This is a genomic window from Micromonospora sp. CNZ309 (genome assembly GCF_002846525.1).
On sequence record NZ_PJNG01000001.1, the window covers coordinates 6631374 to 6658355 of the forward strand.

23 protein-coding genes are annotated in these 26982 nt (G+C 72.8%); 16 read left to right on the plus strand and 7 right to left on the minus strand.

The window, feature by feature from the left end; all coding sequences use genetic code 11:
• Positions 1–59: 59 nt before the first annotated feature.
• Positions 60–644, plus strand: a complete 585-nt coding sequence (locus tag CLT72_RS28755) for a TetR/AcrR family transcriptional regulator (protein WP_101414418.1) — start codon at positions 60–62, stop codon at positions 642–644.
• A 143-nt stretch (positions 645–787) separates the two neighbouring features.
• On the opposite strand, the gene CLT72_RS28760 is transcribed toward CLT72_RS28755, so the two are convergent.
• A complete protein-coding gene (locus tag CLT72_RS28760; protein WP_101414419.1) occupies positions 788–1729 on the minus strand; it encodes an isopenicillin N synthase family dioxygenase in 942 nt (313 codons plus the stop codon).
• Between the two features lie 166 nt (positions 1730–1895).
• Between CLT72_RS28760 and CLT72_RS28765 the strand changes: the two genes are divergently transcribed.
• From CLT72_RS28765 to CLT72_RS28795, 7 genes are all read left to right on the plus strand, one after another.
• On the plus strand, positions 1896–2762 hold the full coding sequence (locus CLT72_RS28765) for a helix-turn-helix transcriptional regulator (RefSeq protein ID WP_396800694.1): 867 nt from the start codon (positions 1896–1898) through the stop codon (positions 2760–2762).
• A gap of 264 nt (positions 2763–3026) precedes the next feature.
• Entirely contained in the window at positions 3027–6041 is a 3015-nt protein-coding gene (locus CLT72_RS28770) for a non-ribosomal peptide synthetase (RefSeq protein WP_101414420.1), read from the plus strand.
• Positions 6041–6799 (plus strand): leucyl/phenylalanyl-tRNA--protein transferase, encoded by a 759-nt coding sequence (locus tag CLT72_RS28775; protein WP_199184664.1) that lies wholly within the window; start codon positions 6041–6043, stop codon positions 6797–6799. The genes CLT72_RS28770 and CLT72_RS28775 overlap by 1 nt, the downstream gene beginning before the upstream one ends.
• 19 nt (positions 6800–6818) lie before the next feature.
• Complete coding sequence (locus CLT72_RS28780) at positions 6819–7562, plus strand: N-acetyltransferase (RefSeq protein WP_101414422.1); 744 nt, start codon at positions 6819–6821, stop codon at positions 7560–7562.
• Positions 7559–8608 carry a methyltransferase gene (locus CLT72_RS28785; protein WP_101414423.1) on the plus strand — a complete coding sequence of 350 codons (1050 nt, stop codon included), beginning with the start codon at positions 7559–7561 and terminating at the stop codon, positions 8606–8608. The genes CLT72_RS28780 and CLT72_RS28785 overlap by 4 nt, the downstream gene beginning before the upstream one ends.
• A 94-nt stretch (positions 8609–8702) precedes the next feature.
• Positions 8703–10430 (plus strand): acyl-CoA dehydrogenase family protein, encoded by a 1728-nt coding sequence (locus CLT72_RS28790; RefSeq protein ID WP_101414424.1) that lies wholly within the window; start codon positions 8703–8705, stop codon positions 10428–10430.
• A 3-nt stretch (positions 10431–10433) separates the two neighbouring features.
• Positions 10434–11066, plus strand: coding sequence for a heme oxygenase-like domain-containing protein (locus CLT72_RS28795; RefSeq protein ID WP_101414425.1), 633 nt, complete (start codon positions 10434–10436; stop codon positions 11064–11066).
• Between the two features lie 25 nt (positions 11067–11091).
• Here the strand turns inward: CLT72_RS28795 and CLT72_RS28800 are convergent, their stop codons facing one another.
• Genes CLT72_RS28800 through CLT72_RS28810 form a run of 3 tightly spaced genes read right to left on the minus strand, consistent with a single transcriptional unit; the run spans position 11092 to position 12938 of the window.
• Entirely contained in the window at positions 11092–11577 is a 486-nt protein-coding gene (locus CLT72_RS28800; RefSeq protein WP_101414426.1) for a pyridoxamine 5'-phosphate oxidase family protein, read from the minus strand.
• Between the two features lie 3 nt (positions 11578–11580).
• Positions 11581–12078, minus strand: coding sequence for a YbaK/EbsC family protein (locus tag CLT72_RS28805; RefSeq protein ID WP_089001724.1), 498 nt, complete (start codon positions 12076–12078; stop codon positions 11581–11583).
• Complete coding sequence (locus CLT72_RS28810; protein WP_101414427.1) at positions 12075–12938, minus strand: 3-hydroxybutyryl-CoA dehydrogenase; 864 nt, start codon at positions 12936–12938, stop codon at positions 12075–12077. The genes CLT72_RS28805 and CLT72_RS28810 overlap by 4 nt, the downstream gene beginning before the upstream one ends.
• A 238-nt stretch (positions 12939–13176) precedes the next feature.
• On the opposite strand from CLT72_RS28810, the gene CLT72_RS28815 reads away from it, so the two are divergent.
• A complete protein-coding gene (locus CLT72_RS28815) occupies positions 13177–14409 on the plus strand; it encodes a cytochrome P450 family protein (RefSeq protein ID WP_101414428.1) in 1233 nt (410 codons plus the stop codon).
• Positions 14410–14682: 273 nt separating this feature from the next.
• Here the strand turns inward: CLT72_RS28815 and CLT72_RS28820 are convergent, their stop codons facing one another.
• Positions 14683–15462 carry an AfsR/SARP family transcriptional regulator gene (locus CLT72_RS28820; RefSeq protein WP_101414429.1) on the minus strand — a complete coding sequence of 260 codons (780 nt, stop codon included), beginning with the start codon at positions 15460–15462 and terminating at the stop codon, positions 14683–14685.
• A gap of 524 nt (positions 15463–15986) precedes the next feature.
• On the opposite strand from CLT72_RS28820, the gene CLT72_RS31740 reads away from it, so the two are divergent.
• Genes CLT72_RS31740 through idi form a run of 4 tightly spaced genes read left to right on the plus strand, consistent with a single transcriptional unit; the run spans position 15987 to position 20471 of the window.
• Complete coding sequence (locus CLT72_RS31740; protein WP_144082350.1) at positions 15987–16211, plus strand: hypothetical protein; 225 nt, start codon at positions 15987–15989, stop codon at positions 16209–16211.
• A gap of 55 nt (positions 16212–16266) precedes the next feature.
• Positions 16267–17058, plus strand: a complete 792-nt coding sequence (locus CLT72_RS28825) for a thioesterase II family protein (protein WP_199184665.1) — start codon at positions 16267–16269, stop codon at positions 17056–17058.
• 44 nt (positions 17059–17102) lie between these two features.
• Complete coding sequence (locus CLT72_RS28830) at positions 17103–19829, plus strand: helix-turn-helix transcriptional regulator (RefSeq protein WP_101414431.1); 2727 nt, start codon at positions 17103–17105, stop codon at positions 19827–19829.
• Positions 19830–19880: 51 nt separating this feature from the next.
• On the plus strand, positions 19881–20471 hold the full coding sequence (gene idi / locus CLT72_RS28835) for an isopentenyl-diphosphate Delta-isomerase (RefSeq protein ID WP_199184666.1): 591 nt from the start codon (positions 19881–19883) through the stop codon (positions 20469–20471).
• 104 nt (positions 20472–20575) lie between these two features.
• Here idi and CLT72_RS28840 read toward each other — a convergent pair whose 3' ends face one another.
• Together CLT72_RS28840 and CLT72_RS33130 are read right to left on the minus strand one after the other, a co-directional pair.
• The gene (locus CLT72_RS28840) at positions 20576–21760 is read right to left on the minus strand and encodes a sensor histidine kinase (protein ID WP_486484349.1); all 1185 of its coding nucleotides are present in this window, start codon (positions 21758–21760) and stop codon (positions 20576–20578) included.
• A complete protein-coding gene (locus tag CLT72_RS33130) occupies positions 21757–21879 on the minus strand; it encodes a hypothetical protein (RefSeq protein WP_486484350.1) in 123 nt (40 codons plus the stop codon). The genes CLT72_RS28840 and CLT72_RS33130 overlap by 4 nt, the downstream gene beginning before the upstream one ends.
• Positions 21880–22385: 506 nt before the next feature.
• Between CLT72_RS33130 and CLT72_RS28845 the strand changes: the two genes are divergently transcribed.
• Genes CLT72_RS28845 through CLT72_RS28855 form a run of 3 tightly spaced genes read left to right on the plus strand, consistent with a single transcriptional unit; the run spans position 22386 to position 26966 of the window.
• Positions 22386–23414, plus strand: coding sequence for a ketoacyl-ACP synthase III (locus tag CLT72_RS28845; protein WP_101414433.1), 1029 nt, complete (start codon positions 22386–22388; stop codon positions 23412–23414).
• Between the two features lie 2 nt (positions 23415–23416).
• The gene (locus CLT72_RS28850) at positions 23417–24430 is read left to right on the plus strand and encodes a hypothetical protein (protein ID WP_486484390.1); all 1014 of its coding nucleotides are present in this window, start codon (positions 23417–23419) and stop codon (positions 24428–24430) included.
• Positions 24417–26966 carry a heavy metal translocating P-type ATPase gene (locus CLT72_RS28855; protein ID WP_101414434.1) on the plus strand — a complete coding sequence of 850 codons (2550 nt, stop codon included), beginning with the start codon at positions 24417–24419 and terminating at the stop codon, positions 26964–26966. Before CLT72_RS28850 ends, CLT72_RS28855 begins: the two co-directional genes overlap by 14 nt.
• Positions 26967–26982 lie beyond the last annotated feature (16 nt).

Genomic DNA, 26982 nt, shown 5'->3' on the forward strand with positions numbered 1-26982 from the left:
TGTTCAAGTTACGGAGACACGTTAACTCATGCACGCCTGTTCGACTTAGGGGAAGTTCCATGACACGCCCACTCGCCAAGCCGACCCGCCGGGCCGACGCCCAACACAACGTCGAGAGGATCCTGGAGGCGGCGGTGAGCTGCCTGAGCCGTGACCCCGACGCCAGCGTCAGCGAGATCGCGCAGGCGGCGCGGGTGGGTCGGGTGACCCTCTACGGCCACTTCCCGTCGCGGGACGCCCTGGTCGAGGCCGCGCTGACCCGGGTGCTGGCCGAGGGGGAGGAGCTCCTGGCGGGCCTCGACCTGACCGGCGACCCGCGGGACGCGCTGCGCGTCCTGATCCGGTCGAGCTGGCTGCTGATCGCCCAGTCGAGCGCCGTCCTGGAGGCGGCGCAGGCGTCCCTGCCGCCCGAACGCGTGCACGAGCTGCACGCCGAGCCGGCGCGGCGCGTCGACCAGCTGATCCGCCGGGGCCAGGACGAGGGGGTGTTCCGGGTCGACCTCCCGGCCAGCTGGCTGACCAGCGTCCTGCACCACATCATGAAGGGCGCCGCCGTCGACGTGGCCAGCGGGCAGGTCGACCGGGCGGACGCCCCGCGCCTCATCTCCGAGACGGTCCTGGCCGCCTACCGCGTCGACGGATGACGCGCAGGCGTACGCCTGGCGGGTGTGCCGACCGCGTGGCGCGGGCCGGCGACGGCCCGGGCCCGCCGGCGACCCGGCCCGCCACCGGCCGGAGCGTGGCGGGGGCGCTCCGGCCGGTGGCGGGTACGGCTACGCGGACGCGGCTACGCGGACGCCTGGTACGTCGACTGCATCTTGTGCGAGAACCACTCGCCGACGGTCACCCGGTCGAGCCCGGCCTCGGCGCTCTCCTGCGCCAGCGGGCGCATCGGCTCGATGGTGGTGTCGTGGTTGGGCAGGTAGAAGAAGGGGATGGAGACGCGCGAGGGCGCGTCGGTCCCCTCCGGGTTGACCACCCGGTGCACGGTCGACGCCCACCGGCCGCCGGTCCAGAACGCCATCAGGTCGCCGATGTTCACCACGAAGCTGCCGGGGATGGCGGGCACGTCCAGCCAGTCGTCGTCGTCCCGCCGCACCTGGAGCCCGCCCAGTTCGTCCTCCACGTAGAGCACCGTCAGGCTGCCCCAGTCGGTGTGCATCTCCCGCCGCAGCACGCCGTCGTCGGGTGCCGGGTAGTAGTAGTTGGCGATGATCAGCGACACGTGCTCGTCGAACTTGCTGTCGAAGAAGTCCTCCGGCAGCCCGAGCGCCAGCGCGAACAGCCGCATGATGTCCGCCGACAGTTCGGTCATGGCGGCGATGTACTCGTGCCAGACCGCCCTGAAGTCGTCGTCCGGCCAGATGTTCGCCGCCTTCCAGGTGGCCGGGTGCGTGCCGAGGGCCGCGCGCTCCTCGTCGCTCAGGTCGCCCGTCACGTGCGCGGCGAACGCCTCGTACGGGCCACCGGGGCGGCGCAGCCCCGACACCCCGGAGCCGCGGTTCGCGCTCCGGTCCTTCTCCTCCTCCGGGCGGGTGAAGAAGCCCTTCGTGGTGGTGTACATGCGGTTCACCAGGTCGTCGGGCACGCCGTGCCCCACGACGGTGAAGAACCCCGAACTCTCGCACGCCTTGCCGATGGCCGCCGCGATGGCGGCGCGCCCCTCAGCGGTGGCGCGGCCCGACAGGTCGATCGCCGGTACGAAATCCTGGACCACAACGGGTTCCACAGCTGCCCGCCTCTCTCGCGACGTCAATACATTGATCGAAGCAATCCCCGGTCACCGGCCGGGAATTCGCCGCTACCCCGCCTCCACCATGTGCGGGTAATTGCTCGACGCACCTGGCGGTAAGGCAATGTTGAGAGCGACAGACATTCACATGCACGATTGCGTGGTGGCGTACGAGGACGAGCAGGTGTCGCAGGTGGTCGGGACGCTCGCCGAGGCGGGCCGCCCGCTGCCCGCGGCGGCCGTGGGTCGGCTCGTCGCCGACGCGTCGGGGACCGCGGTGGAGCCGACCGTGGACGCGCTCGTCGCCGCCGCGGCGGGGAACCGGTTGCTGCTGACGGCGCTGCTCGAAGGGATCCGCGCCGAGGGCGTCACCGACGGGCCCGGGCGGGCGCGGACGCCGAAACGGGTCCAGGAGGTGGTCCGGGCCATGCTGCGCGGCACGCCCACCGGCTCCTGGCAGCTGCTGCGGGTGGCCGCCGTGCTCGGCCGCCGCTGCCAGCTCGCGGAGCTGGCGGCGATGACCGGACGGAACACCGCCCAGATGCTGCCCGACCTGGACGCGCTGCTCGACGCCGGCCTGCTCGACTGGGCGGGCGACGATCTCGCCTTCCGGTACGAGCTGGTGTGGTGGGCGGTGCTCGACGCCCTGCCGCCCGCCGTACGGCAGGCGCTGCGCGCCGACCGCGAACGCCTGCGCCTGCGCCGGGCCGTGGCCGGTGCGCCCCGCGTCGCCGAGCCGTCGGCCGAGCCCGTGGCCCCCGCCGACCTGCGACGCAGGATCGGGCTGCGCTCCGCGTCCGCCGCCCGGGAGCGCCGCCCGGACGCCGGCGGCGCGTGGGAGTCGTTCAGCGGCGTCGAGCGGGCCATCGCGCGGCTGGTCGCCGAGGGCATGACCAACCGGCAGATCGCGACCCGGGTACGGCTGTCGCCGCACACCGTCAACTACCACCTGCGCGGCCTGTTCCGCCGGCTGGGCATCTCCTCGCGGGCGGAACTCGTGCGGCACGTGCCGCTCTCCTCCGCCGCGTAGCCCCTCTCCTCCGCCGCGTGGCGGCGGTCCGGCCCTCCGGGCGCCATCGCCACATCGCGTTTTCCGGCGCCGTTCAAGCCGAATTCGACGTGGGTTCGACCGTGCCGAAATGACTACCCTGATGAGTAGTGCCGAATCGGTCGGGTGCTCATTCTGGTAGTCGGGGGAACCGCCGTCAGGCAGTAGTGTCGCCCGTATCGAAATTCGTTGGGTCAGCGGCAGGTAAATCCACGGGTACGACCGTGCTCACACCCGAGGGAAAACATGAACATCCGTACGCAACCGCGTGTCCACGAACTTATCGCCGTCCGCGCGGCATCGCAGCCCGACCGGATCGCGGTCGTGCAGGGCGACGCGCGCATCAGCTACGCGGACCTGGAGCGCCGGGCGAACGGCCTGGCCCGGCACCTCGTCGACCGGGGCGCCGGCGCGGACTCCGTGGTCATGGTCCACCTGGAACGGTCCATCGACGCCGTCGTCGGCCTGCTCGCCACCTGGAAGGCCGGCGCGGCCTATCTGCCGGTGGATCCGGGGCTGCCGGACAGCCGGGTCGAGGCGTTCGTGAAGGAGACCGACTGCACCATCGTCATCACCGACGAGCGGGACGTGGCGCGCTTCGCGGACCTGCCGGTCACGGCGCTGACCGCGACCGTCGCGGCCGGCGTCGCGACGGCCCCGGCCGTGGCGGTGGGCGGCGGGGACGCCGCCTACGTCATCTACACGTCCGGCTCCACGGGTACGCCGAAGGGCGTCGTGGTCGAGCACGACTCGCTGAGCCACCTGTGCGGGGAGCTGGCCGGCCGCTACGGCGTCACGCCCGACGACCGGGTGTTGCAGTTCGGCGCGCTCTCGTTCGACACCTCCATCGAGCAGATCACGGTCGCGCTGCTCGGCGGCGCGACGCTCGTGCTGCCGGAGCTGAGCTGGGCGCCCAGCGAGTTGCCGGAGCGGCTGCGCCACCACGGCGTCACCGTGATGGACCTGACCCCCGCGTACTGGCGCCGTTTCCTCGCCGAGGCCGGCGCTGAAGCCGCCGACCTGCCGGTCCGCATGGTCATCGTGGGCGGCGAGGCGGTCAACGCGGAGGACTGCCGGACGGCGCTGGCGCTGATGCCCGGGGTGCGGCTGGTCAACGCCTACGGGCTGACGGAGACCACCATCACCTCCTGCCTGATGGAGCTGACCGCCGACGTGCTGCCCGACCGGGGCGCCGCCCCCGTCGGCAGGCCGCTGCCCGGCACCGCCGTGTACGTCCTCGACGCCGACGACCGGCCGGTCGCCCCCGGCGAGCGCGGCGAGATCCACATCGGCGGCCGTGGCGTGGCGCGCGGCTACCTGACCGAGGACGACGCCGGCCGGTTCCGGCCGGACCCGTTCGCCCCCGAACCCGGCGCGCGGATGTACCGCACCGGCGACCTGGGCGCCTGGACCGCCGAGGGCAACCTCGAGGTGGTCGGGCGCATCGACCGGCAGGTCAAGATCCGTGGCTTCCGGGTGGAGCCCGGCGAGATCGAGGCGACGCTGGCGGCGCACGACGGCGTCGACACGGTGGCGGTCACCACGTACGAGCACGACGGCCAGCGGCGCCTGGTCGCGTACCACACCGGCCCACGGCCGCTGGACGTCGCGGAGCTGCGCGGGTACGTCGGCCGCTACCTGCCCGACTACATGGTGCCGACGGCGTTCGTCGCCCTCGACGAGCTGCCGCTGAAGGCGAACGGCAAGGTCGACCTGGCCGCGCTGCCCGCGCCGCAGGCCACGGCGGTCGCGGCGGAGGGCGTGGACGACACCCCCGTCGACCTGGTCGAGCGCGGCGTGGCCCGGCTGTGGGGGCAGGTGCTGGGCGTGCCCCGGGTGCTGCCGGACGACAACTTCTTCGCCCAGGGCGGCAACTCGATCCTCGCCGCCGAGCTGCTCGCGAAGATCCGCGGCTCGTTCGGCGTGCTCATCACCCAGGTGCGCCCGCTGATCCGGCTGCTGCTGGAGGACGCGACGCCGCGCGGCCTGGCCCGGGCGGTACGCGAGGCGCGGGCCGGCACGCTCGCCGGCGACGACACCCGCAAGCGGGTCGACTTCGCCGCCGAGACGCAGCTGGACGTGGAGATCCGGCGCGACGTGTCCGCCGAGCCGCGCTGGCAGGACCCCCGCCACGTGTTCCTCACCGGTGCCACCGGCTTCCTGGGCATCTACCTGCTGCGGGAACTGCTGGACACCACGGACGCCGTCGTGCACTGCCTCGTCCGCGCCGACGGCCCGGAACAGGGCCTGGCCCGCATCCAGGCCAACGCGCGGCACTACTTCGGCGAGGACCTCGCCGGTCACCGGGCGGCGGGCCGGATCGTCGCCGTCCCCGGCGACCTCGCGACTCCCGGGCTCGGCCTGTCCGAGGCGGCCTTCGACGAGCTGGCGCGCACGGTCGACGTCATCCACCACCCCGGCGGGACCGTCAACTTCATCTACCCGTACTCGCACATGCGGCCGGCGAACGTCGACGGCACCCGCGAGATCATCCGGATGGCCGCCCGGCACCGCAACGTCCCGATCCACTACACGTCGACCATGGCGGTCGTCGCGGGCTTCGGCACCGGCGGCGTCCGGCACGTCGACGAGGACACCCCGCTGGCGTACGCCGACCACCTCTCCGTCGGGTACGTGGAGAGCAAGTGGGTGGCCGAGGCGCTGCTGCACCGGGCGGCCGAGCAGGGGCTGCCGGTGGCGATCTACCGGGCCGCCGACATCTCCGGCGACCGGGTCAACGGCGCATGGAACATCGCCACCGAGATGTGCGCCATGAAGAAGTTCGTGGTGGACACGGGCACCGCCCCGGTCGCGGAGCTGCCGCTGGACTACACGCCGGTCGACGTCTTCGCCGCCGCGGTCGCGCACATCGCCCGGGCCGCCCGCCCCGCCGGCGAGGTCTACCACCTCACCAACCCGGGAAAGGTCAACATCTCGGTGCTGGTCGAGCGCCTGCGGGCGCACGGACACGACATCCGCGAGGTGCCGTGGGCCGAGTGGCTCGACGAGATGGTGCGGGTCGCGGTGGAGCAGCCCGACCACCCGATGACCCCCTTCGCGCCGCTGTTCATCGACCGCTGCGCGACCGGCCAGATGAGCGTCGCGGAGATGTACCTGGAGACGACGTTCCCGGTCTTCTCGCGTACCAACGTGGAGCGGGCGCTGCACGGCAGCGGCATCGAGATCCCGACCGTGGACGCCGGGATGCTCGACCGCTACATCGGCTACCTGACCCGCACCGAGTTCCTGCGGGCCGCGTGATGGGCTGGGAGACGCTCGACCTCACCGACGCCCCCACCGACGGGCCGGTCGCGTTCGGCGACGACCTGTCCGCGACGACGCTGCTGGAGGCGTACCGGCACGGGCTGTTCCCGTTCCCGGCGGACACCGAGGAGCGGAAGATCGTCAGCGAGTTCACCTACGAGGCGGACGTCGCCGCCGGTCGGATCGCCCTCCTCGCCGGCAGCGCCGATCCGTACGCCGTCGCCTGGTGCTCGCCCGACCCGCGTCCGGTCATCCACGTCGACCAGGCCCGCATCCAGCGCAGCCTGCGGCGGCAGCTGCGCAACAAGGTCGAGTGGACGACGACGCTCGACGCCTGCTTCGACCGCGTCGTGCAGCACTGCCGCGCCGGCCGCGAGCCCCGGTGGCTCACCGACCGGCTCGTCTCGACGCTGCGCGAGCTGCACGCGGCCGGGCACGCCCACAGCGTCGAGGTGTGGGAGGGCGACGAGCTGGTCGGCGGCACCTTCGGCGTGCGCGTCGGCGGCCTGTTCAGCGCCGACTCACAGTTCGCCCTGCGCAGCGGCGCCGCGAAGGTCGCGGTCGCGTGCCTGGTGCGGCGCGTCGCGGACAGCGGCGGCGTGGCGGTCGACGTCCAGCACGACGGCGACCACGCGAAGCTCATCGGCGCGGTCGCGGTGCCCCGTACCGAATACCTGGCGCTGCTGCGCAAGCACGCCGACGACAACTGCGCCATGCCCGCGGACCCGCTGCCCGCGCGCAGCCTGGCCGCCTGACCGACGGGAGGTGACCCGCATGCGCGTGCTGACGCTCGCCGAGCGACCGGACCTGCGGGACGGGATGCTCCACATGGAGGCCTCCTGGCCCGACTACATCCCGCCCGAGCCGATGGTGGTCGGCTGGGCCCTCGACCGGTACCCGGAACACCAGCTCGTCGTGCTCGACGACGACGACACGGTGATCGCCCGCGCGGCCGCCGTGCCGTTCGCCTGGGACGGCGACCCGGCGAGCCTGCCCGACACCGGCTGGGACGCGGTGCTGGGGTTGAGCATGCTCGACACCGCCGCCGGCCGCGAGCTCACCGCGCTGTGCGCGCTGGAGATCGCCGTGGTGCCGGGCATGCAGGCGCGGAACATGTCGGGACGCGTCCTGGCGGCGGTCAAGGACAACGCCCGCCGGCACGGCCTGCGCGACGTCGTGGGCCCGGTCCGGCCCAGCGGCAAGCACGCCGAGCCGCACGAGCCGATGACGGGGTACGCCGCCCGGACCCGCGACGACGGGCTGCCGGTCGACCCGTGGCTGCGCGTACACGTCCGCGCGGGCGGGCGGGTGCTCCAGGTCTGCCCGGCCTCCATGACGATCTCCGGCAGCCTCGCGCAGTGGCGCGCCTGGACGGGGCTGCCGTTCGACACCAGCGGACCGGTCGTCGTGCCGGGTGCCCTGACCCCGGTCGCGGTGAACGTCGAGCACGACCACGCCGTCTACATCGAGCCCAACGTGTGGGTTCGACACCCTCTCGCGGAAAGGCATGACCGATGACCAGCACCGTTCCGGCCACCCTGGCCTCCAAGATCCGCAACCGTGCCGCGCTGATCGAGATCATCGGCGGGTACATGGCCTCGCAGTCGCTCGCGCTCGCCGCCGAGCTGAAGCTCGCCGACCACATCCACGACGGCCGCGTCACGAGCGCGCAGCTCGCCGAGGCGACGGGCACCCACGCGCCGTCGCTGCACCGGCTGCTGCGGACCCTCGTGGCCGTCGGCGTGCTGACCGAGCCGACGCCGGGGGAGTTCCGGTTGACCGAGGTGGGCGAGCAGTTGCGCACCGACTCGCCGAACTCGCTGTGGGCGTTCACCCGGTTCTTCACCAACCCGACGCTGTTCTCGTCCTGGCAGCAGGTGCGGCACTCCATCGAGACCGGCGAGTGCGCCTTCGACCATGTGCACGGCAAGAACGCCTACGTGCACCTCGCCGAGCACCCCGAGCTGTCCGCGCTGTTCAACGTGGCGATGGGACAGGAGTCCAGGGCGTCCGCCCAGCTCGTCGCCGACGGGTACGACTTCTCCGGCGTCCGTACCGTGGTGGACGTCGGCGGCGGTGACGGGACGCTGCTCGCCGCGATCCTCGGCACCCACCCGCATCTGCGGGGGGTGTGCTTCGACAGCGCCGCGGGCGTGGCCGAGGCCGCCGGCGTGCTCGCCGCCGCCGGGGTCTCCGAGCGCTGCGAGATCGTCGCGGGCGACTTCTTCTCGTCGGTGCCGGGCGGCGGCGACCTGTACATCATCAAGAGCGTCTTCCAGGACTGGGACGACGAGAACGCCCGCAAGCTGCTGGCCACGGTGCGCGCGCACCTGCCCGCCGGCGCGACCCTGCTGATCGTCGGATCCGTGCTGCCGGACACCGCGAACACCGACAACCCGGTGATGTTCTACACGGACATCAACATGCTGGTGACCGCCGGCGGCCGGGAGCGGACCGAGAGCGAGTTCCGGTCCCTGCTCGCCGAGACCGGCTTCACCGTCGAGTGGTGCGGCCACGGCGCCGCCGGCCCCCTCTCGCTGATCAAGGCCGTGCCGGCCAGCTGACGCGTCGACCACGGACCACGTCCGCACCGCCCCGGCGGGCGGACGTGGCCCGTGCGCGTCCCGCACCAGAGCACCCGCCGACGGGGAGGCAACGATGTCCAGACCGAGTTTCGGCAACGAACTGCTGCGCGGCAGGCTGCGGATCGACCTGCTCGACCCGCTGCCCGACGCCGGGATCGACGCCGACGCCGAGGCGTTCCTCGCGCGGCTGCGCGCGTTCTGCGCGGACAAGGTGGACGGCCGGCTCATCGAGCGCGACGACCGGATCCCCGACGAGGTGGTCGAGGGCCTGCGCGACCTCGGCGCGTTCGCCATCAAGCTCCCCCGGGAGTACGGCGGGCTCGGCCTGTCCGGAGTCTGCTACCACCGCGCCCTGATGATCGTCAGCAGCGCGCACTCCTCGCTCGGTGAGCTGCTCGGCGCGCACCAGGCGATCGGCCTCGTCCAGCCGCTGCGGCTGTTCGGCACCGACGCGCAGAAGCGCGAGCTGCTGCCGAGGTGCGTACGCGAGATCTCCGCCTTCGCCCTCACCGAGCCCGACATCGGCAACGACCCCTTCCGGATGCGAACCACCGCCACCGGAACGGACGACGGCGGCTACCGCCTCGACGGGGTCAAGCTGTGGACGACCAACGGCACCATCGCCCACCTGATCGTGGTGATGGCACTGGTCCCGCCGTCGGACAGCGGCCCGGGAGGCATGTCCGCGTTCGTGGTCGAGGCCGACGCGCCGGGGGTCACGGTGGAGCACCGCAGCTCCTTCCTGGGCCTGCGCGGCCTGGAGAACGGCGTCGTCCGGCTGCACGGGGTCCGGGTGCCGCAGAGCCGCCGGATCGGGCCGGAGGGGCAGGGGCTCCAGGTGGCGCTCGCCGCGCAGGACACCGGCCGGCTGTCGATGCCCGCCGTGTGCGCCGCCGCCGCCAAGTGGAGCCTGAAGATCGCCCGCGAGTGGTCGGGCGTACGCGTGCAGTGGGACCGGCCCATCGGCGAGCACGAGGCGGTGGCGGGCAAGATCGCGTACATCGCGGCGACCGCCTTCGCCCTGGAGGCCATGGTCGAGGTGTCCGGCCGGCACGCCGACGCCGGCCTGGTGGACACGCACACGGAGGCCGAGCTGGCGAAGCTGTTCGCCTCGGAGCAGGCGTGGCGCGTCGCCGACGAGCTCCTGCAGATCCGGGGCGGCCGCGGGTACGAGACCGCGGCGTCCGCCGCCGCGCGCGGCGAGCGCGGCGTCCCGGTCGAGCAGTTGTTCCGGGACCTGCGCGTCGGCCGCATCTTCGACGGCTCCAGCGAGGCGCTGCGGGTGTTCATCGCCACCGACGCGCTGGCCGACGAGGAGGAGACCCCCGCCGAGGGGAGCGCGCCGGCCACGCCGCCGCCCGGCTTCGGCGACCTGGCCGGGCACCTGTCGTTCGTCGCCGCGACGGGCGCCGAGCTGGCCCGGCACCTCGCCGACGGCCGGCAGCGGTGGGGCGAGGCGGTGGCCGAGCGGCAGCTGTTCCTCGGCCGCGTCGTGGACGTGGCCGCCGAGCTGTACGCGATGACCGCCGCCTGCGTGTACGCCAGGGCGCTCGGCGGCAGCGCACCCGAGCTGGCCGACGCGTTCTGTCGGCAGTCCCGGCAGCGGGTGGCGGAGCTTCGCCGGCGGCTGCGGGACGACACCGACGGCGACGACGTCGCGCTCGCCCGGCGGGTGCTGGGCGGGGACTTCATCTGGCTGGAAGAGGGCGTGCTCGACGCGTCCATCGAGGGGCCGTGGATCGCCGAGCCCGCACCGGGGCCGGCGACCCGCCCGAACCTGCACCGCACGATTCGGAGGTGACCCGTGGACGAACACGTGGCAGAGCTGGTGGCGCAGGGCCGACGGTCGCTGGAGATGGCGCCCAACCGGTTCCTGGAGCAGCTGGAACGCGGCGAGGTGCCGGTGGACCGGTTGGCCGCCCTGGCCGGCGAGCTGCACCACCTGGTGTCCAGCGACCGGAGCAGTTTCGCGTTCCTGGCGGCCCGCTTCCCCGAGCCGCTGTTCCTGGCCATGGCCGGCGCGGAGGAGGAGGCGCTGGGGCTGCTGCCGGACTTCGCCGCCGCCGTGGGAGTGGGGGAGAAGGAGCTGCGGGCGTACGAGCCGCAGCCGCTGGCCCAGGCGTACCCGTCCTTCATCGTCCGGACCGCCGTGTTCGGGCCGCGCTCGGCGATCCCGCTGGCCCTGCTGGTCAACGTCGAGGAGTCGGGCGGCTTCTACGCCCGGGTGGCCGACGCCCTCCAGGCGCGGTACGGGTTCTCCGACGCGGCGGTCGCCCACTTCCGCTACTTCGCTGAGACGCCGGCCGAGGTGCTGGAGCAGGCGGCCGGGGTGGTGTCGGCGGGCCTGGCGGCGGGGGACGCCCCGGTGGAGGCTCTGCGCGTGGCACGGATGGTGCACGCCTACGAGGCGGTGTTCTGGGCGACGATGACCGGGTGAGGCCGGGACCGGGGTGGACCCGCAGTCAGGGCAGGTCCACCTCGATCCGGCGGTCGATCCGGTCCTCGATCCAGGTGCTGGTGTCGACGAGCCACACGCGGTCCACCGTGACCTGGTAGATGCGGTGCTCGGCCGGCGGCAGCAGGGCCGACACCGGCAGCGTGTACTCCGCCCTGCTCGCCTCGTCGGGCAGCAGGGCGTCGTAGAAGGTGGCGTGGTGGGTGCGCACCTCGTCGGGGGTCAGCTCCCGGCAGGTGCCGGTGAACTGGGCGCCGTCGACCTCGGTGAGCCCGGTGCCGGTGACGAAGAGCGCCCCGCTCACCCTCGGCCGGGCCGCCACGTGCCTGCTGTGCCGAGACCGCGTCGCGGAGCCGAACAGGAAGCGCAGCGGGTCGGGCAGCCAGGCGTACTGGAGCACGGACGTCCACGGCCGGCGGTCGGCGGACATCGTGGACAGGGACAGGTACTTCGCGTCGGTGAGGACGCGGTGCAGCCGATCGGCGAGGTCCATGGTTCAGCCCACCTCCGCGAGGGACGTCCCGGCGATGTACGCGATCCTCGGCCCGGCCAGGCGGACGTAGTCCCGCGTGTCCAGGGCGATCGACATGTCGAGCCGGGCGGCGTTGAAGTAGATCTCGGGCTCGTCGAGCAGCCGGGGATCCACCACGAGTTCCAGGTCGTCGCGGAAGCTGAACGGGATGATCGTGCCGCTGACGCAGCCGGACAGCTCCTCCGCCGTCTCCCTGGTCGCGAACGACACGTACGTGCCGTCCCACATCTGCCGTACGGCGTCGAGCGCGACCAGCCGGTCACCGGGGACGACGGCCAGCACGAAGCGGTTCACCTTCTTGCCGAGCTTGACCCGGGCGACGATGCACTTCGCCGCCTGGCACAGCGGGTGGCCGCGCAGCCGGCTGGCGGGCGAGGTGACGCCCTGCGGCTCGTGCGGGATGAGCCGGAACCGCGCGTCGTGCGACTCCAGCAGACCGGTCAGCCGCTGGTAGGTGTTCATCGCCCGTACTCGTAGAAGCCCCGCCCGGACTTCTTGCCGAGCAGACCGCCGGCCACCATGCGGGCGAGCAGCGGCGGCGGCGAGTAGAGCGGCTCGCGGAACTCCTTGTACAGCGACTCGCCGGCCGCGGCCACGATGTCGAGCCCGATCAGGTCGACGAGGCGCAGCGGGCCCATCGGGTGCGCGCAGCCGAGCGTCATCGCCTTGTCGATGTCGGCGACCGACGCCATGCCGGACTCCACCATCCGGACGGCGGCGATCAGGTACGGGATCAGCAGCGCGTTCACCACGAAGCCCGCGCGGTCCTGGGCGCGGACGACCTGCTTGCCGAGCACGTCGGTGACGAAGGCGTCCACCGTGTCGACCGTCCGCGGATCGGTGCGCACCGAGCCGACGACCTCCACGAGCGCGAGCACCGGCGCGGGATTGAAGAAGTGGATGCCCACCACCTTCTCGGGCCTGCTGGTGACGCCACCGAGCTGCACGATCGGGAAGGACGACGTGCACGAGCCGAGGATCGCCTCCTCGTCCTCGACGACCTTGTCGAGGGTGGCGAACACGTCGAGTTTGATCGACTCCTGTTCCGGCGCCGCCTCGATCACCAACTGGCGGTCCGCGAAGTCGGTCAGGTCGGCGGTGAAGGCCACCCGGGCCAGCGCCGCGTCCCGGTCCGCCTCGCTGAGCTTGCCCCGGCTCACGGCGCGGTCCAGCGACGCGGTCAGCCGCGCCCGACCCGGCGCGACGGAGGCCGGTCGCGACACCGCGACGAGCACGTCCAACCCGGCCCTCGCGCACGTCTCGGCGATCCCGGCGCCCATGACCCCGCACCCGACGACGCCGATCCGGCGAATCCTGTCCATGTTTCTGCCTCCGCACACGCGTTAACAAATGGTTTGCCGCGGATTTCGGTGAGTAGGGCGGGATCGCCGCTCCCAGACAAGTGTCGTGGTAGGACGATAGGTTGGTCCGCTGGCCGTACGCAATGATCTGCGCCTTTGTCCAGTCGAATTCGTGGCGGGCGCGAGAGGGTCGTTACCCGGCAGTTCCTGATCGACAGTTACCTTTTTTTGCGTTAACTCATCAGCTAGGAGGCGCACTATGGTCGACTTCAGCGCTGCCCCCACCACCCAGATCGACAGCCGCGGCGGCAAGTGCCTGTACGCGCAGATCGACGAGTTTCGCGCCGCCGGCCCCGCGGTGGCCGTCGAGTTGCCGGAAGGCATGTTGGCCTGGTCGATCACCCGCGGCGACGTGGTCCGGCGCCTGCTGACCCACCCCGGGGTCTCCCGCAACGTCACGAAGAACGTGCCCAGCTACACCCCCGGCGAGATCAAGTGGCTGTCGCCGTGGGTGGACGTCGAGTCCATGTCCACGGCGGAGGGTCGCGAGCACCAGCGCCTGCGGCAGCTCGTGGCGCCGGCGTTGACACCGAAGCGGATCGACGCGATGCGCCCGCACGTGGAGCTCGTCGCCGAACGGCTGCTCGACGACCTGGCCACGCGCCCGTCGGACGAGCCCGTCGACCTGCACACCATCTACTCGCAGCAGTTGCCGACAAGGGTGATCTGCGACCTCTTCGGGGTGCCGGACGACCTGCGGTCCGAGGTGCTGCGCATCCTGCGTGTGGTGCTGAACACCGACAACGTGCCGGAGGAGGAGTCGGCCGCCGTCTACGTCGACATGAACGTCGCCATGCGTACGCTGATCGACCTGAAGCGCCGCGAGCCCTCCGACGACCTGACGAGCTTCCTGATGGCGGCCCGGGTGGAGGGCGAGGAGCCGCTCAGCGAGCAGGAGCTGGTCGACATGCTGCTGCTGCTCATCGGCGGCGGCAGCCAGACGACCGTGACGCTGATCGACCACACGGTCCGCGAGCTGCTCGCCCACCCGGACCAGCTGGCCACCCTGCTGGCCGACCCGGTCCGCTGGCCGGACGCTATCGAGGAGGCGCTGCGGGCGCACTGCCCGGTGGCGGCGCTGCCGATGCGCTGGGCGAAGGAGGACATCGACCTCGGCGAGGGGATCGTCATCCGGGCGGGCGACGCCATCCTCATCAGCTACCTGGCGCACGGGCGCGACCCGGCCGTCCACGAGAACCCGGGGGCGTTCGACATCGACCGGGAGAACAAGGAGCACCTCGCGTTCGGGGCGGGCCCGCACTTCTGCCCCGGCGCCCGCCTCGCGCGACTGGAGGCGGCCGTCGCGGTGCCGGCGCTGTTCGCGCGCTTCCCGAACCTCGCGCTGGCCGTGCCGCCGGACGAGATCGAGCCGCTGCGCTCGTTCATGGCGAACGACGTGGCGTCGCTGCCGGTGCTGCTGCGACACGGTTAGGCGACCACCGCGCCGCCCCGGCCCGGGAACCTGGGTCGGGGCGGTGGCGTGAGTCCGGCCTCAGCCCGGGGACCGAGGCGGTGGCGTGAGCGCGGCCTCGGGCCGGGGCGGTGGCGTGGGCACGGTCAGGCGCGGCAGCACGCGACGGTCGACCGACCGCCGGGGCCTGCCGCGCCTGACCGTGCCCGGCTGCCGTCGCGGCGGCGCGGGGGAGAGGGCCGGGTCGACGCTTCCGCGTGACAGAGGTGGCCACGGCCCTCGCGTGGGCGTCGCTCACCCCACCAACGCCGGTACCTGGATTTTGGTGTCGTGTTCGAGGATGCGGTGTTGGAGTTCTTGGAGGCTGCGGCCGGGTTCGAGGCCGAGGCCGTCGATGAGTGCTTCGCGGGTGCGGCGGTAGACGCGGAGGGCGTCGACTTGGCGGCCGCTGCGGTAGAGGGCGAGCATGAATTGGTGGCAGAGGCGTTCGCGTAGTGGTTCGGTGGCGGTGAGGATTTCGAGTTCTGGGGTGATTTCGCGGTGTCGGCCGCAGGCGAGTTCGGCTTCGAGTCGGTCTTCGATGGCGGAGAGTCGTTCGTCTTCGATGGCGGTGATTTCTGACCAGGTGATGCCGGTTTCGACGAGGTCGGCGAGGGCGCGTCCGCGCCAGAGGGCGAGTCCTTGGTGGAGGAGGTCGGCGGCGTGGTGGGGGTTGTTGGTGGTGGTGGCGTGGCGTCCTTCGCGGACGAGTCGGCGGAAGCGGTGGAGGTCGATGGTTTCGGTGTTGAGGCGGAGTTGGTAGCCGGGTGGGTGGGTGTGGAGGGTGGCGGTGGTGGTGGGGTCGGTGTTGGTGGTGAGGGTGCGGCGGATGGCGGAGACGGCGTTTTGGATCATTTTGCGGGCGGTGGGGGGTGGGTTGCCGTCCCAGATGGCGTGGAGGAGTTGGCTGGTGGCGACGACTTTGTTGGCGTTGAGGAGGAGGTAGGCGAGGATGGCGCGTTGGCGGATTCCGCCGAGTTCGAGTGGGGTGTTGTTGTTGGTGATTTCGGTGCTGCCGAGTACGGAGAATTGCATGGTTCCTCCGGGTGGGTGGCGGCGTGTTGGTGGGTTTGGAGTTTCCCATTGGTGGTCATTGGTGGGGCACCCCTAGGGCACCCCGCAGGAGGTGGTGGGGGTTGGTGGTGGTCATTGGTGTGGAAGTGCGCTGGTGCTGGTCAGGTGTCGTGGGCCGGCGGTGGGGCATGAGGCCGTCATGCCGGCCAGGTGACCTGCGCACCACGGGGCGGGGAACGGCGCCCTGCGAATCCCCGACGTTGTTCCTGGTCCGGGCGGGAGCGCGATTCATTCGGGCTGCCGCGCCCCACGTGCCGCCGGGAGCACCCGGTGTCGGGCCGATGTTTCCCGGGGCCGTCCGGCCAGGGAAAACCGCGTCGTCGAAACACCTGTGACGCTGTTCTGGCAGTTCGGAGTATTGACAAGGCTCGCCGAGCCTGCCGTGCGGCGTGGGTATGAGCGTTTCACGATTGCGCTGTGATGAACCTGCATCGAGACGGTGAGTGCAGACCTTGTTGAAACACGCACCCATCGAGGAGGTTTAAGTGGCGTTCCTCACCAACGAGGCCGTTGCAGCGCGAGAGAGGACCTCCTCCATGTCGGTCAATGCAGTCGAGATTCTGAACGCCTTCTTCTTCGACGGTGCCGACGCTCCGGCGGACGGCGACGTGCGGATCGACGTCGTGGACAGCTGGACCACCAGCGACCTGGCGGCGGTCCGGCCCACCACCATCAGCTGGAGCGAGGCGCGGGTGGACGCGGTCCGCTGACCGCCCCGGCGCAACCGGCACTGACGAGCACGAGCGGATTCGCGGGGTGGACGAGATGACAGACACCGAGCTGTGGATACGACGGTTCCACCCCGCCGACGAGGCGGCGACCAGGCTGCTCTGCCTGCCGCACGCCGGCGGCTCGGCGAGCTACTTCCTCGCGGCGGCCAAGGCCCTCGCGCCCGAGGTCGACGTGCTCGCCGTCCAGTACCCCGGCCGCCAGGACCGCTGGCGGGAGCCGGGCCTCACCTCGGTCCACGAGATCGCGGACCAGCTGGCGGCGGCGCTGCCGCCCCTGCTCGACCGGCCGGTCACCATCTTCGGCCACAGCCTCGGCGCGACGATCGGGTTCGAGGTCGCGCGGCGGCTGGGCCTGCGGGGCGTCGTTCCGACCGCCCTGTTCGCCTCCGGCCGGCGGGCACCGCACCGGCGCAAGGTCGAGCGGGTCCACCTGCGCGACGACGCCGGCCTGATCGCCGAGGTGCGCGCGTTGGCGGGCACCGACGACGCGCTGCTCGACGACGAGGACGTGGTGCGGATGGTGCTGCCCGCCATCCGCTCCGACTACACGGCCGCCGAGACCTACGAGTACCGGCCCGGACCACGCCTGGACTGCCCGATCGTCGCCCTCATCGGCGACTGCGACCCCCGCGTCACGGTAGACGAGGCGCAGGCGTGGGAGGAACACACCGGCGGCGGGTTCGAGCTGGTCGTGCATCCGGGCGGCCACTTCTACCTCAACGACAAGATGCCCGACGTGCTGCGCCGGATCCGGACGCACACCCGGGCGCTCAACCCGGCGCCGCCCGGCGGCGCCGCTTTCGCCCACGCCGTACAACCGGGGTGAGTCGCCGGCCGACCGAGCCTCAGGAGTGTCCGGAGGTGTCCCACATGGCACTGATCGAGAGAGAACACCTGCTGTCCGACCTCGCGGAGACGTACGCGACGGCCGCCGCCGGCCAGGGCCGGGTGGCCCTGGTCGACGGGGGTGTCGCCAGCGGGAAGACCAGACTGGTGAACGCCGCCGCCGAGGTGGCCGCCGGCGACGGCGCGCTCGTGCTGACGGCCGCCTGCTCGGTCGCCGAGAGCGGCATCCGCCTCGGCGTCGTCGGGCAGCTGTTCCACAGCCTGCGGGCCCAGACCGCCACGGCCGACCACCTGCCGCTGCTCCGGCGCGACGACGCCCCCTCGGGTGAGTCGGGCACCCCCGCCCTGCGCCACGGTGAGGCGCAACTGCTCGAAGACGTCTGTCAGGCCCTCCTGGATGTCGCCGCCGACCGGACGCTGGTGGTCGTCGTCGACGACGTGCAGTTCGCGGACCCCCTGTCGTTGCAGGCGCTGCTGTACCTGCAACGGCGGATCCGCTTCGCGCGGATGCTGCTCGTGGTCAGCGGATGCGTCGGCGCGCGGCCCGAGGCCGCCGCGTTCCGGGCGGAGCTGACGCGGCAACCCCACTGCCGTCACCTGCGACTGCTGCCGCTGTCGCGCGACGGGGTGGGACGCCTGCTCGCCGAGCGGATCCGGCCGGAGGCCGCCAAGCAGCTCGCCGCGTCCGCGCACCTCATCAGCGGCGGCAACCCGATGCTCGTCCACGCGCTGGTCGACGACTCGCTCGCCGGGGGCGTCGTGGACGCCGCGCCGACGGTCGGCGAGTCGTTCGTGCAGGCCGCGCTCGCGTGCCTGCACCGCAGCGACCCCCGGCTGCTCGACGTCGCCCGGGTCCTCGCGATCGTCGGTCCGTCCGTGTCCGTCGGGCTCGTCGCCGGGCTGGTGGGCCTGAGCGCGGCAGCCGTGCGGCAGGTGCTCGGCGCGCTCGCCGAGGCGGGCCTCACCCAGGGACACGTCTACCAGCATCCGGCGGTGCGCGCCGCCGTGCTGGAGGACTGCCCGCAACAGACCCAGTCGGCGCTGCGGTCGCGCGCCGCGCGGTTGCTGCACGAGGACGGCGCGTCCGCCGCCGAGGTGGCCGCGCACCTGGTGGGCATCGGTGAGCCCGCCGAGGCATGGGCCGCACCGGTGCTGGTCACGGCCGCGGGGGAGGCCGTCGCCGCCGGCGCCGTGCGGTACGCGGTGGACTGTCTGGACCTGGCGCTGCGGTCCACCCGGGACGGGCGGGTGCGGGCCGTCGCGGAGGCGGCCCTCGTGCGGGCGTACTGGCGCGCCGACCCCGAGGCGGTCCCGCGTCACCTGTCGTCGCTGCTGGAGGCGGGTCGCGCCGGCCTGCTCGACGAGGCCGACACGTTGCTGCTCGCCCGGTCGCTCGCCTGGCACGGCAGGCACGTCGACGCCGAGGAGGCGCTCGGCGGCCTGGGCGACCTCGCCGCGCACCCGGACCCGGACCTCGGCGCCGACTACCTCGCCACCCGGCGGTGGCTGCGATACTGCCGTCCGCACGGCGGCGACCCCGTTGGATCCCCCGGCGACGACCGGGGCAGCCCGGTCGACCGCGCCGAGGAGGTGCTGCAACGCGCCCGCGCGGGCGACTCCCTCCTCGTGTCGGTGTGGGACGCGCTGCGGGTGCTGGTCCACGCCGACCACCTCGACCGCGCCGCCGACTGGTGCGAGAAGCTGGCCGAGGAGGCCGAGGCGTACGAGATCACGAGCTGGCGGGCCGTCCTGTCGGACGTGCGGGCCGCCATCGCCCTGTGCCGGGGCGACCTGGGCGTCGCCGAGCGGCACGCACGCGACGCGCTGGCCACGATGCCGCCCGCGGCCTGGGGCGTCGCCGTCGGCTCGCCCCTCGCACACCTGGTGCTCGCCCGCACGATGACCGGGCAACTGCCGCTGGCGGAGACGGCCTTGCGCGAGTCGACACCGGCCGCGATGCGCCAGAGCCTGTTCTGGCCGCAGTACCTGCGGGCCCGGGGCGTCTACTACGACGCCGTGGACCGGCGGCACGCCGCGCTCGCGGACTTCCAGACCACCGGTCAGCTCGCCGTGACCTGGGGCGTCGACGACCCCGGCGCGCTGCCGTGGCGGGTCGACCTCGCCCGGCTGCACGTGCGGATGGGCCGGCCGGACCGGGCCCGCAAGCTGGTCACCGAGCACCTCGCGCTGCCGGGTGGGGACGCCCCGCGCGCCAAGGGCATGGGGCTGCGGGCACTGGCGGCGGCGTACGCGCCGAAGCAACGCCAGGTGATGCTGCGCGAGGCGATGGACCTGCTGCACGCCAGTGGGGACCGGCACGAGCTCGCGCACGTCTTCGCGGACCTCAGCCAGACCGGGCACGCGCTCGGCGAGTTCGGGCGCGCCAAGATGATGAGCGCCCACGCCCTCCAACTCGCCGAGGGCTGTCACGCCGAGCTGCTGCGGCGCAAGCTCAGGCCGGCCCACGACACCCTCGACCCTCCGGTGGCCGGCGCCAGGGAGGGGCTCGCCACCCTGACCGACGCCGAGCGCCGCGTCGTGAACCTGGCCGCCCGTGGGCACACCAACCGGGAGATCGGCGACAGGCTGTTCATCACCGTCAGCACGGTCGAGCAGCACCTGACGCGGGCCTACCGGAAGCTGAAGATCAGCACGCGTACGGAGTTGGTGCACATCGATCCACCGAAGGGTGCGCGCGGCAGGCGACGTCGGCGTGACGTCGCGCCGGCGGAACCGGCTGGGGAACCGTGATCGCGGTCGCCTCCGCGCAGGCGAGCTGAATCCCGTACGGGAAGGGACCCGATGACCATGCCGCAGGTCGTGCTACTCGACGAACAGGGGCAGCCCGTGGGCGCCACCGAGGGCGCGACGGTGCACCACTCGCGTACGCCCCTGCACCTGGCCTTCTCCTGTTACGTCTTCACCAGCGACGCGAAGCTGCTCCTGACGCTGCGCGGCGACCGGACGCGGACCTGGCCGGGGATCTGGACGAACTCCTGCTACGGGCATCCCGCGCCCGGGGAACCGGTGTCCGCGGCCGTGACGCGCACCGTCCGCGCCGAACTCGGCCTGACGGCGCCCGTGCCCGAGCTGGTGCTGCCCGCGTTCCGCTACCGCGCGGTCATGGACAACGGGGTGGCGGAGAACGCCGTCGCGCCGGTGTTCCGGGTGGTGACCGACGAGCGCCCCACCCCGGACCCGGCCGCCATCGCCGACTTCGAGTGGGCCGACTGGGCGGACTTCGTCTACGCGGTGAACACGGGGGACATCTCCCTGTCGCCGTGGTGCCGCCTCCAGGTCGCCGAGCTCGTCACGTTGGGCGAGGATCCGACGCGCTGGCCCACGGCCGACGAGTGCCTCCTGCCCGGTGGGCCCCTGCCGGCGGCCCGCTGACCACACGGCACCCCGTCCACCGACGGGTGGGCGCGGTGCCGCGTCGCGTCCGGCGACCATGCGCCGACGGGGTGGGCGACCCGCCGTCGGCGTACGCCGTCCGGTCACCGCTTCGTGCGGACGGTGGCCTCCACGGTGAACGTCCCGTCCTCCCGCCAGGTACGCAGCGCGCCGCCCGCGTCCCGCAGCCGGTCGGCGAGTCCCGGCAGCACGGCGTCGTCGTCGGCGGTGCCGGCGCCGTCGCTGACGACCGTCAACCGTGCGCCGTCCGCCTCGCGGGCCACCTCGATCGTGCACCACCGTGCCTCGCCGTCGCGCAGCACGTGGGCGCCCGCGTCGCGCAGCACGGACATCAGCGGGCCGGTGAGCGCGGGTGGCAGGTCCTTCCTCGGCTGGGTCACGGTGCACCGCACGTCGGCGGCCCGCAGCACCCGGGCCACCGCGAGCACCTGCTCGCGCAGGTCGACACCGCGGTAGCCGTGCACGGCCTCCCGCATCCGGGCCAGGGCGGCCGCCGCGAGCGCCCGGATCTCGGCGACCTCCTTCTTCGTCCGCTCCCCGTCGACCGGGGCCAGCCGCGACGCCAGTTCGGCCTTGAAGGCGATCGCCGCCAGGTGGTTGCCGAGCAGGTCGTAGACGTCGCGGGCGAACCGCAGCCGCTCCTCGGTCGCGGCCAGGCGGGCCAGCGCGTCGCGCCCCTCCCGGGCCTGCCCGAGGAACGTCCAGAACCACAGGTGCAGCACGTTCCACACCGCCACCGACAGCCCGAGCACCACCGTGACGGTCACCGCGTCGCGCACGGGGCCGCCGAGCCACCAGGCCGTGACCGCGGACACCAGGACCGTGGCGGCCATGGGGGTGACCGCGTACCGGGCCGGCAGCACCAGCGGCGCGACCCCGACGAGCGCGGCGCCCACGAAGGACCACGCCAGACCCGGGGTGTCGCCCGCCGGCCCGACGAGCGGCACGGACAGCGCCGCGGCCAGCGCGGGAGCGGCGAGCGTCCAGCCGTTGGTCATCGGAGCGGTTCCCGGGGTGACCGTCCGGTACAGCGCGCCGGCCAGTGCCACGGCCAGGAGGAGGCAGCCGGTGGCGCCGAGCGCGAGCCACCGCCCGTCGGGACCGCGGAGCAGTTGCAGGACCGTGAGCGCCAGGCACGCGGCTACCCCGCTCGCGGCGCTCACCAGCGTGCACAGCCTCGCCTGACGCATGCCCGGGGTCGACGGGGGGTGCGCCGGCAGGGCGGCGCACCGTGTCAGCTCGGCGGGCTGCTCCCCGGTGACCGTCAACGCAGGGACTCCCGGCGTACGCGGCCCGGGGCGGCTCGCCCCGGCGCGCCCGCCACGATCGGACGCACCGGGCCCGCCTGCGGCATGGCCGGCGTGGTCGTCGTAATCTCGCCCGACACGGAATGGATCGTATCCGTCACGTTGCGTCGGGGCATCTGCTGATCCGCTAGCGTCGTCGCGGTCGGCCGGCGGCGGTCCTGTCCGGAGCCGGCCGAGGGGCGGCTCACTTCGGCGGTGTGCGCTGTCATCGGATGCTCTCCGTCCGGTCGTGTTCCTGCCCGACGAGGAATGGCGCCGACGTCGGCCGCCCGCCCGCGCGGGCACCGGCCGGGCCGCGGGGCCCCGCCACGCGATCGGTCGTCCCGCCAGCATGGCGGGGGTCATCGGCACGTCCCACCCGCGCGGTGTCATGTCCGGCCCGGGAGGAACTGCACGGGTGGACCGTGTGTCGGCGGGTGGCCGAAGGGCCGGGAAATTGCACGTTCCATCGCCGCGAAATTGTTTCCGCCATCGTCCGGTAATTTGCCCGACGGCCGGTGTGGGGCCGTGGCGTTCGTGATTGCGGTCGATGCTTCTGCTCGGCTAATTTGCAGGCAAGGAACGCCTTTTCTCTGTGGAGGCTGTTGTGTCCTCATCCGTCGGAATTCTGGGCACCGGATCCTGGGTGCCCACGCGAGCATTGTCGAACGAGGAAATCGCACGTCGCGTACCGGGCGCGAGCCCGGAATGGATCGTGCGTAAGACCGCCATTCGTTCGCGTCGGTTCGCGGCGGCGGAGGAGGCCACCTCGGACCTTGCCGTGCACGCCGCCACCCGCGCGCTGCGGGACGCGGGCCTCGGCGTCGACCGCGTCGACTACCTCATCGTGTCCACGTCGACCCCGGACCAGCCCCAGCCGCCGACGGCCTGCCTGGTGCAGGACCGTCTCGGCGCGTACGGGGCCGCCTGCTTCGACATCAACGCCGTGTGCGCGGGATTCGTGCACGCCCTGGTGCTGGCGCGGTCGCTGGTGGCCGACCGGCCGGGCACCCACGCGCTGGTGGTCGGCGCCGACGTCTACTCACGCATCCTGGACTTCGAGGACCGGCGCACGGCCGTGCTGCTGGGCGACGGCGCCGGCGCGGCAGTCGTGGGGGCGGTGCCCGCGGGGCGCGGCGTCATCGAGTACGAGATGGCCAGTCGGGGCGACGCCGGTGACCTGATCCGGGTGTCGGCGGGCGGCAGCAGGCTGCCGGCGTCGGCGGCGACGCTCGCCGAGGGCGGCCACTTCTTCCGGATGCAGGGTCGGGGAGTCACGGAACTGGTCCTGCAGGAGGTCCCGCCGTTCGTGGACAAGCTGCTGGCCAGGGCGGGTGTCGACCCGGCCGACATCGCGCACGTCGTGCCCCACCAGCCCAACGGCATGCTGCTGGACGAACTGGTACGCGCGTGCGGGCTGACCGCCGCGCAGACCCATCGCACGGTGGAGGAGTACGCGAACACCGGCAGCGCCTCGGTGCCGCTCACCCTCGACCACGCCAACCGGGCCGGACGGCTCTCCGACGGCGACCTCGTCCTCCTGCTGGCGTTCGGCGGCGGCATGTCGTTCGGGGCCTGCCTGCTGCGGTGGAGCGGGGCGGCCTCCACGCCAATCGCGTCGACTCAGGACGGATGATCATGAAGATAGTGACGAAACTCGGTGCGTTCGCACTGGCCCTGGTGCTGGTGCTGGGCAGCGCCTACATCGTCGGCCGTACGGTGGGGCCCCCGCCGACGGCGGCACCGGCGCCCGCACCCGCCGCCAAGCCGGCCGCCGCTGCCGAGGAGTCCTCGTACGGCCTGGCCATCACCCACGAGAGCATGAACCTGAAGGTGATCACGGACAACGTCCGGGCGGGCACGAAGCAGACCTTCGCCTTCCAGATCCTGCAACACGACGGTACGCCGCTCATGAAGTACAAGCCGCAGCACGAGAAGCTGATGCACCTCATCGTGGCGCGGCGCGACCTGACGAACTTCCAGCACGTCCACCCGAACCTCGGCTCCGACGGCGTGTGGCGGGTGCCGCTGACCTTCGCGGCGGCGGGCGAGTACCGGATCTTCGCCGACTACATGCCGCTGTGGGGCATCCACGGCGAGACGCTCGGGGCGGACGTGTCCGTGTCGGGCGACTTCCGGCCGGAGGCGCTGCCCGCGCCCTCGACCACCGCGACGGTGGACGGCTACACCGTGACGCTCGGCGGCGAGCTGACGCCCGGCAAGAGCGGCAAGCTGACCCTCAGCGTCGCGAAGGGCGGCAAGCCGGTCACCGACCTGGAGCCGTACCTCGGCGCCTTCGGCCACCTGGTCGCGCTCCGCGACGGCGACATGGCGTACCTGCACGTGCATCCGGACGGCACGCCGGGCGACGGACAGACCGCCCCCGGCCCGGACATCCTGTTCCACGCCACCGCGCCCAGCTTCGGCGACTACCGGCTGTTCCTGGACTTCCAGCACCAGGGCGTCGTACGCACGGCGGCGTTCACCCTGCGCGTGAACGGCCCCAACCCGCCGCCGCACGGCCTGAGCGAGGAGGCCTTCGCGGCAGCCAAGGCACGCAACGAGGAGGCCGTGCGCAACGGCGGAGCCGCTGTCCCCGCCGACACGTCCGGCGGCGCCACGGAGGGAGGCACCCCGCATGGCCACGGCTGAGAACCGACTGGAACTGCTGATCGGCGGCATGACGTGCGCGGCCTGCGCGGCGCGCATCGAGAAGCGCCTCAACGCGATCGACGGCGTGGAGGCGACGGTCAACTACGCCACCGAGAAGGCGAAGGTCCTGGCCGCGCCGCAGGTCTCGCAGGCCGCGGTGATCGCCGCCGTCGAGGAGATCGGCTTCACGGCCCGGCTGGTGACACCCCGCGCGGCCAGGACCGACAACCAACTGGAACTGCTGATCGGCGGCATGACGTGCGCGGCCTGCGCGGCGCGCATCGAGAAGCAGCTCAACGCGATCGACGGCGTGGAAGCGACGGTCAACTACGCCACCGAGAAGGCGAAGGTGCTCGTCGCGCCCCAGATCACGCAGGAGAGGGTGATCGCCGCCGTCGAGGAGATCGGCTTCACGGCCCGGCCGGTGCAGCCGCCCTCGGCCCCGGCGGCGGACGCCCCGGACCCGGCCGCCGCGGAGGCGGCCGAACACGACCGTGAGCTGCGCACGGCCCGGCACCGACTCTGGGTCGTCGCCGTGCTGGCCGTGCCGGTCATCGCGATGTCGATGTTCTCCCAGCTCCAGTTCGAGTACTGGCAGTGGGCCTGCCTGACGCTGGCCGCGCCGGTCGTGGTGTGGGGGGCGTTCCCCTTCCACCGGGCCGCCTTCGCCAACCTCCGGCACGCCGCCGCCTCGATGGACACGCTGGTCTCGGTGGGCACCATCGCCGCGTTCGTGTGGTCGCTGTACACGCTGTTCCTCGGCACCGCCGGCGAGCCCGGCATGCGTCACCCGTTCCGCATCACCCTGGAACGGATGCCCGGCGAGGGCAACATGTACCTGGAGGTCGCCGCGGGCGTGACGCTGTTCATCCTGTGCGGCCGCTACTTCGAGGCACGCGCGAAGCGCCGCTCCGGCGCCGCGCTGCGGGCGCTGCTGTCGCTGGGCGCCAAGGACGTGACGGTGCTGCGCGACGGCGTCGAGGTGCTGGTGCCGATCTCGGCGCTCGCGGTCGGCGACCGGTTCCTCGTACGGCCGGGGGAGAAGGTGGCAACCGACGGAGTCGTGGAGGAGGGCTCCTCCGCGGTCGACGCGAGCATGCTCACCGGCGAGTCCGTACCCGTCGAGGTGGGGCCCGGCGACGAGGTCGTCGGCGCCACGGTCAACGCCGGCGGGCGGCTCGTCGTCCGCGCCACGAAGGTGGGCGGCGAGACGCAGCTCGCGCAGATGGCCCGGCTAGTCGAGGAAGCACAGACCGGCAAGGCCGACGTGCAGCGGCTCGCGGACCAGGTGTCGGCGGTGTTCGTACCCGGGGTGATCGCGCTGTCGCTCGCCACGCTGGGCTACTGGCTCGGCTCCGGCCAACCCGCGGCGGCCGCGTTCACCGCGGCGGTGGCCGTCCTGATCATCGCCTGCCCGTGCGCGCTGGGGCTGGCGACGCCGACCGCGCTGCTGGTCGGCACCGGCCGGGGCGCGCAGCTCGGCATCCTCATCAAGGGCCCGCAGGTGCTGGAGTCGACGAGGACCGTCGACACCGTCGTGCTCGACAAGACCGGCACGGTCACCACCGGCGAGATGTCCGTCGTGGAGGTCGTGCCCGTCGACGGGGTGGCCGACGCCCAACTGCTGCGGCTCGCGGGCGCGTTGGAGAACGCGTCGGAGCACCCCATTGCCCGCGCCGTGGTGGCGGGGGCGCGGGAACGCTGCGGCGAACTGCCCGCGGTCGCGGACTTCACCAGCGAGACCGGGGTGGGTGTGCGCGGCACGGTGGACGGGCACGAGGTGATCGTCGGCCGGGCCTCGCTGCTCGGCTCGTGGGCCGCCGACCTGCCCCCGGAGCTCGCCGCCGCAAGGGCGACGGCCGACGCGGCGGGCCGTACCTCGGTGATGGTGGGTTGGGACGGCGCCGTGCGCGGCATCCTCGTCGTCTCCGACCGGGTCAAGCCCACCAGCAGGGCGGCGGTGGCGCAGTTCAAGCGACTGGGGCTGCACCCGATCCTGCTGACCGGCGACAACGCCGCGGTCGCGGCGGCGATCGCGGCGGAGGTGGGGATCGACGACGTCGTCGCCGACGTCCTCCCCGCCGGCAAGGTCGACCTGGTCAAGCGGCTCCAGGCCGACGGCAAGGTCGTCGCGATGGTCGGCGACGGCGTCAACGACGCCGCGGCTCTCGCGCAGGCCGACCTGGGCATCGCGATGGGCACCGGCAGCGACGTGGCGATCGAGTCGGGCGACCTGACGGTCGTCCGCGGTGACCTGCGCGTGGTCGCGGACGCCATCCGGCTGTCGCGCCGCACCCTCGGCACGATCAAGGGCAATCTGTTCTGGGCCTTCGCCTACAACGTCGGGGCCATCCCGCTCGCGGCGAGCGGGCTGCTCAATCCGATGCTGGCGGGCCTGATCATGGCCGGCAGTTCGGTGTTCGTGGTGACGAACAGCCTGCGCCTGCGGCGGTTCAAGGCACACGCGGGCGCCGAACTGCCGGAGCGGGCCGACACGACCGAGGCGTCGCGCGCGCCGATGGTCAGCGCCTCCTGACACGTCCACGTGCCGC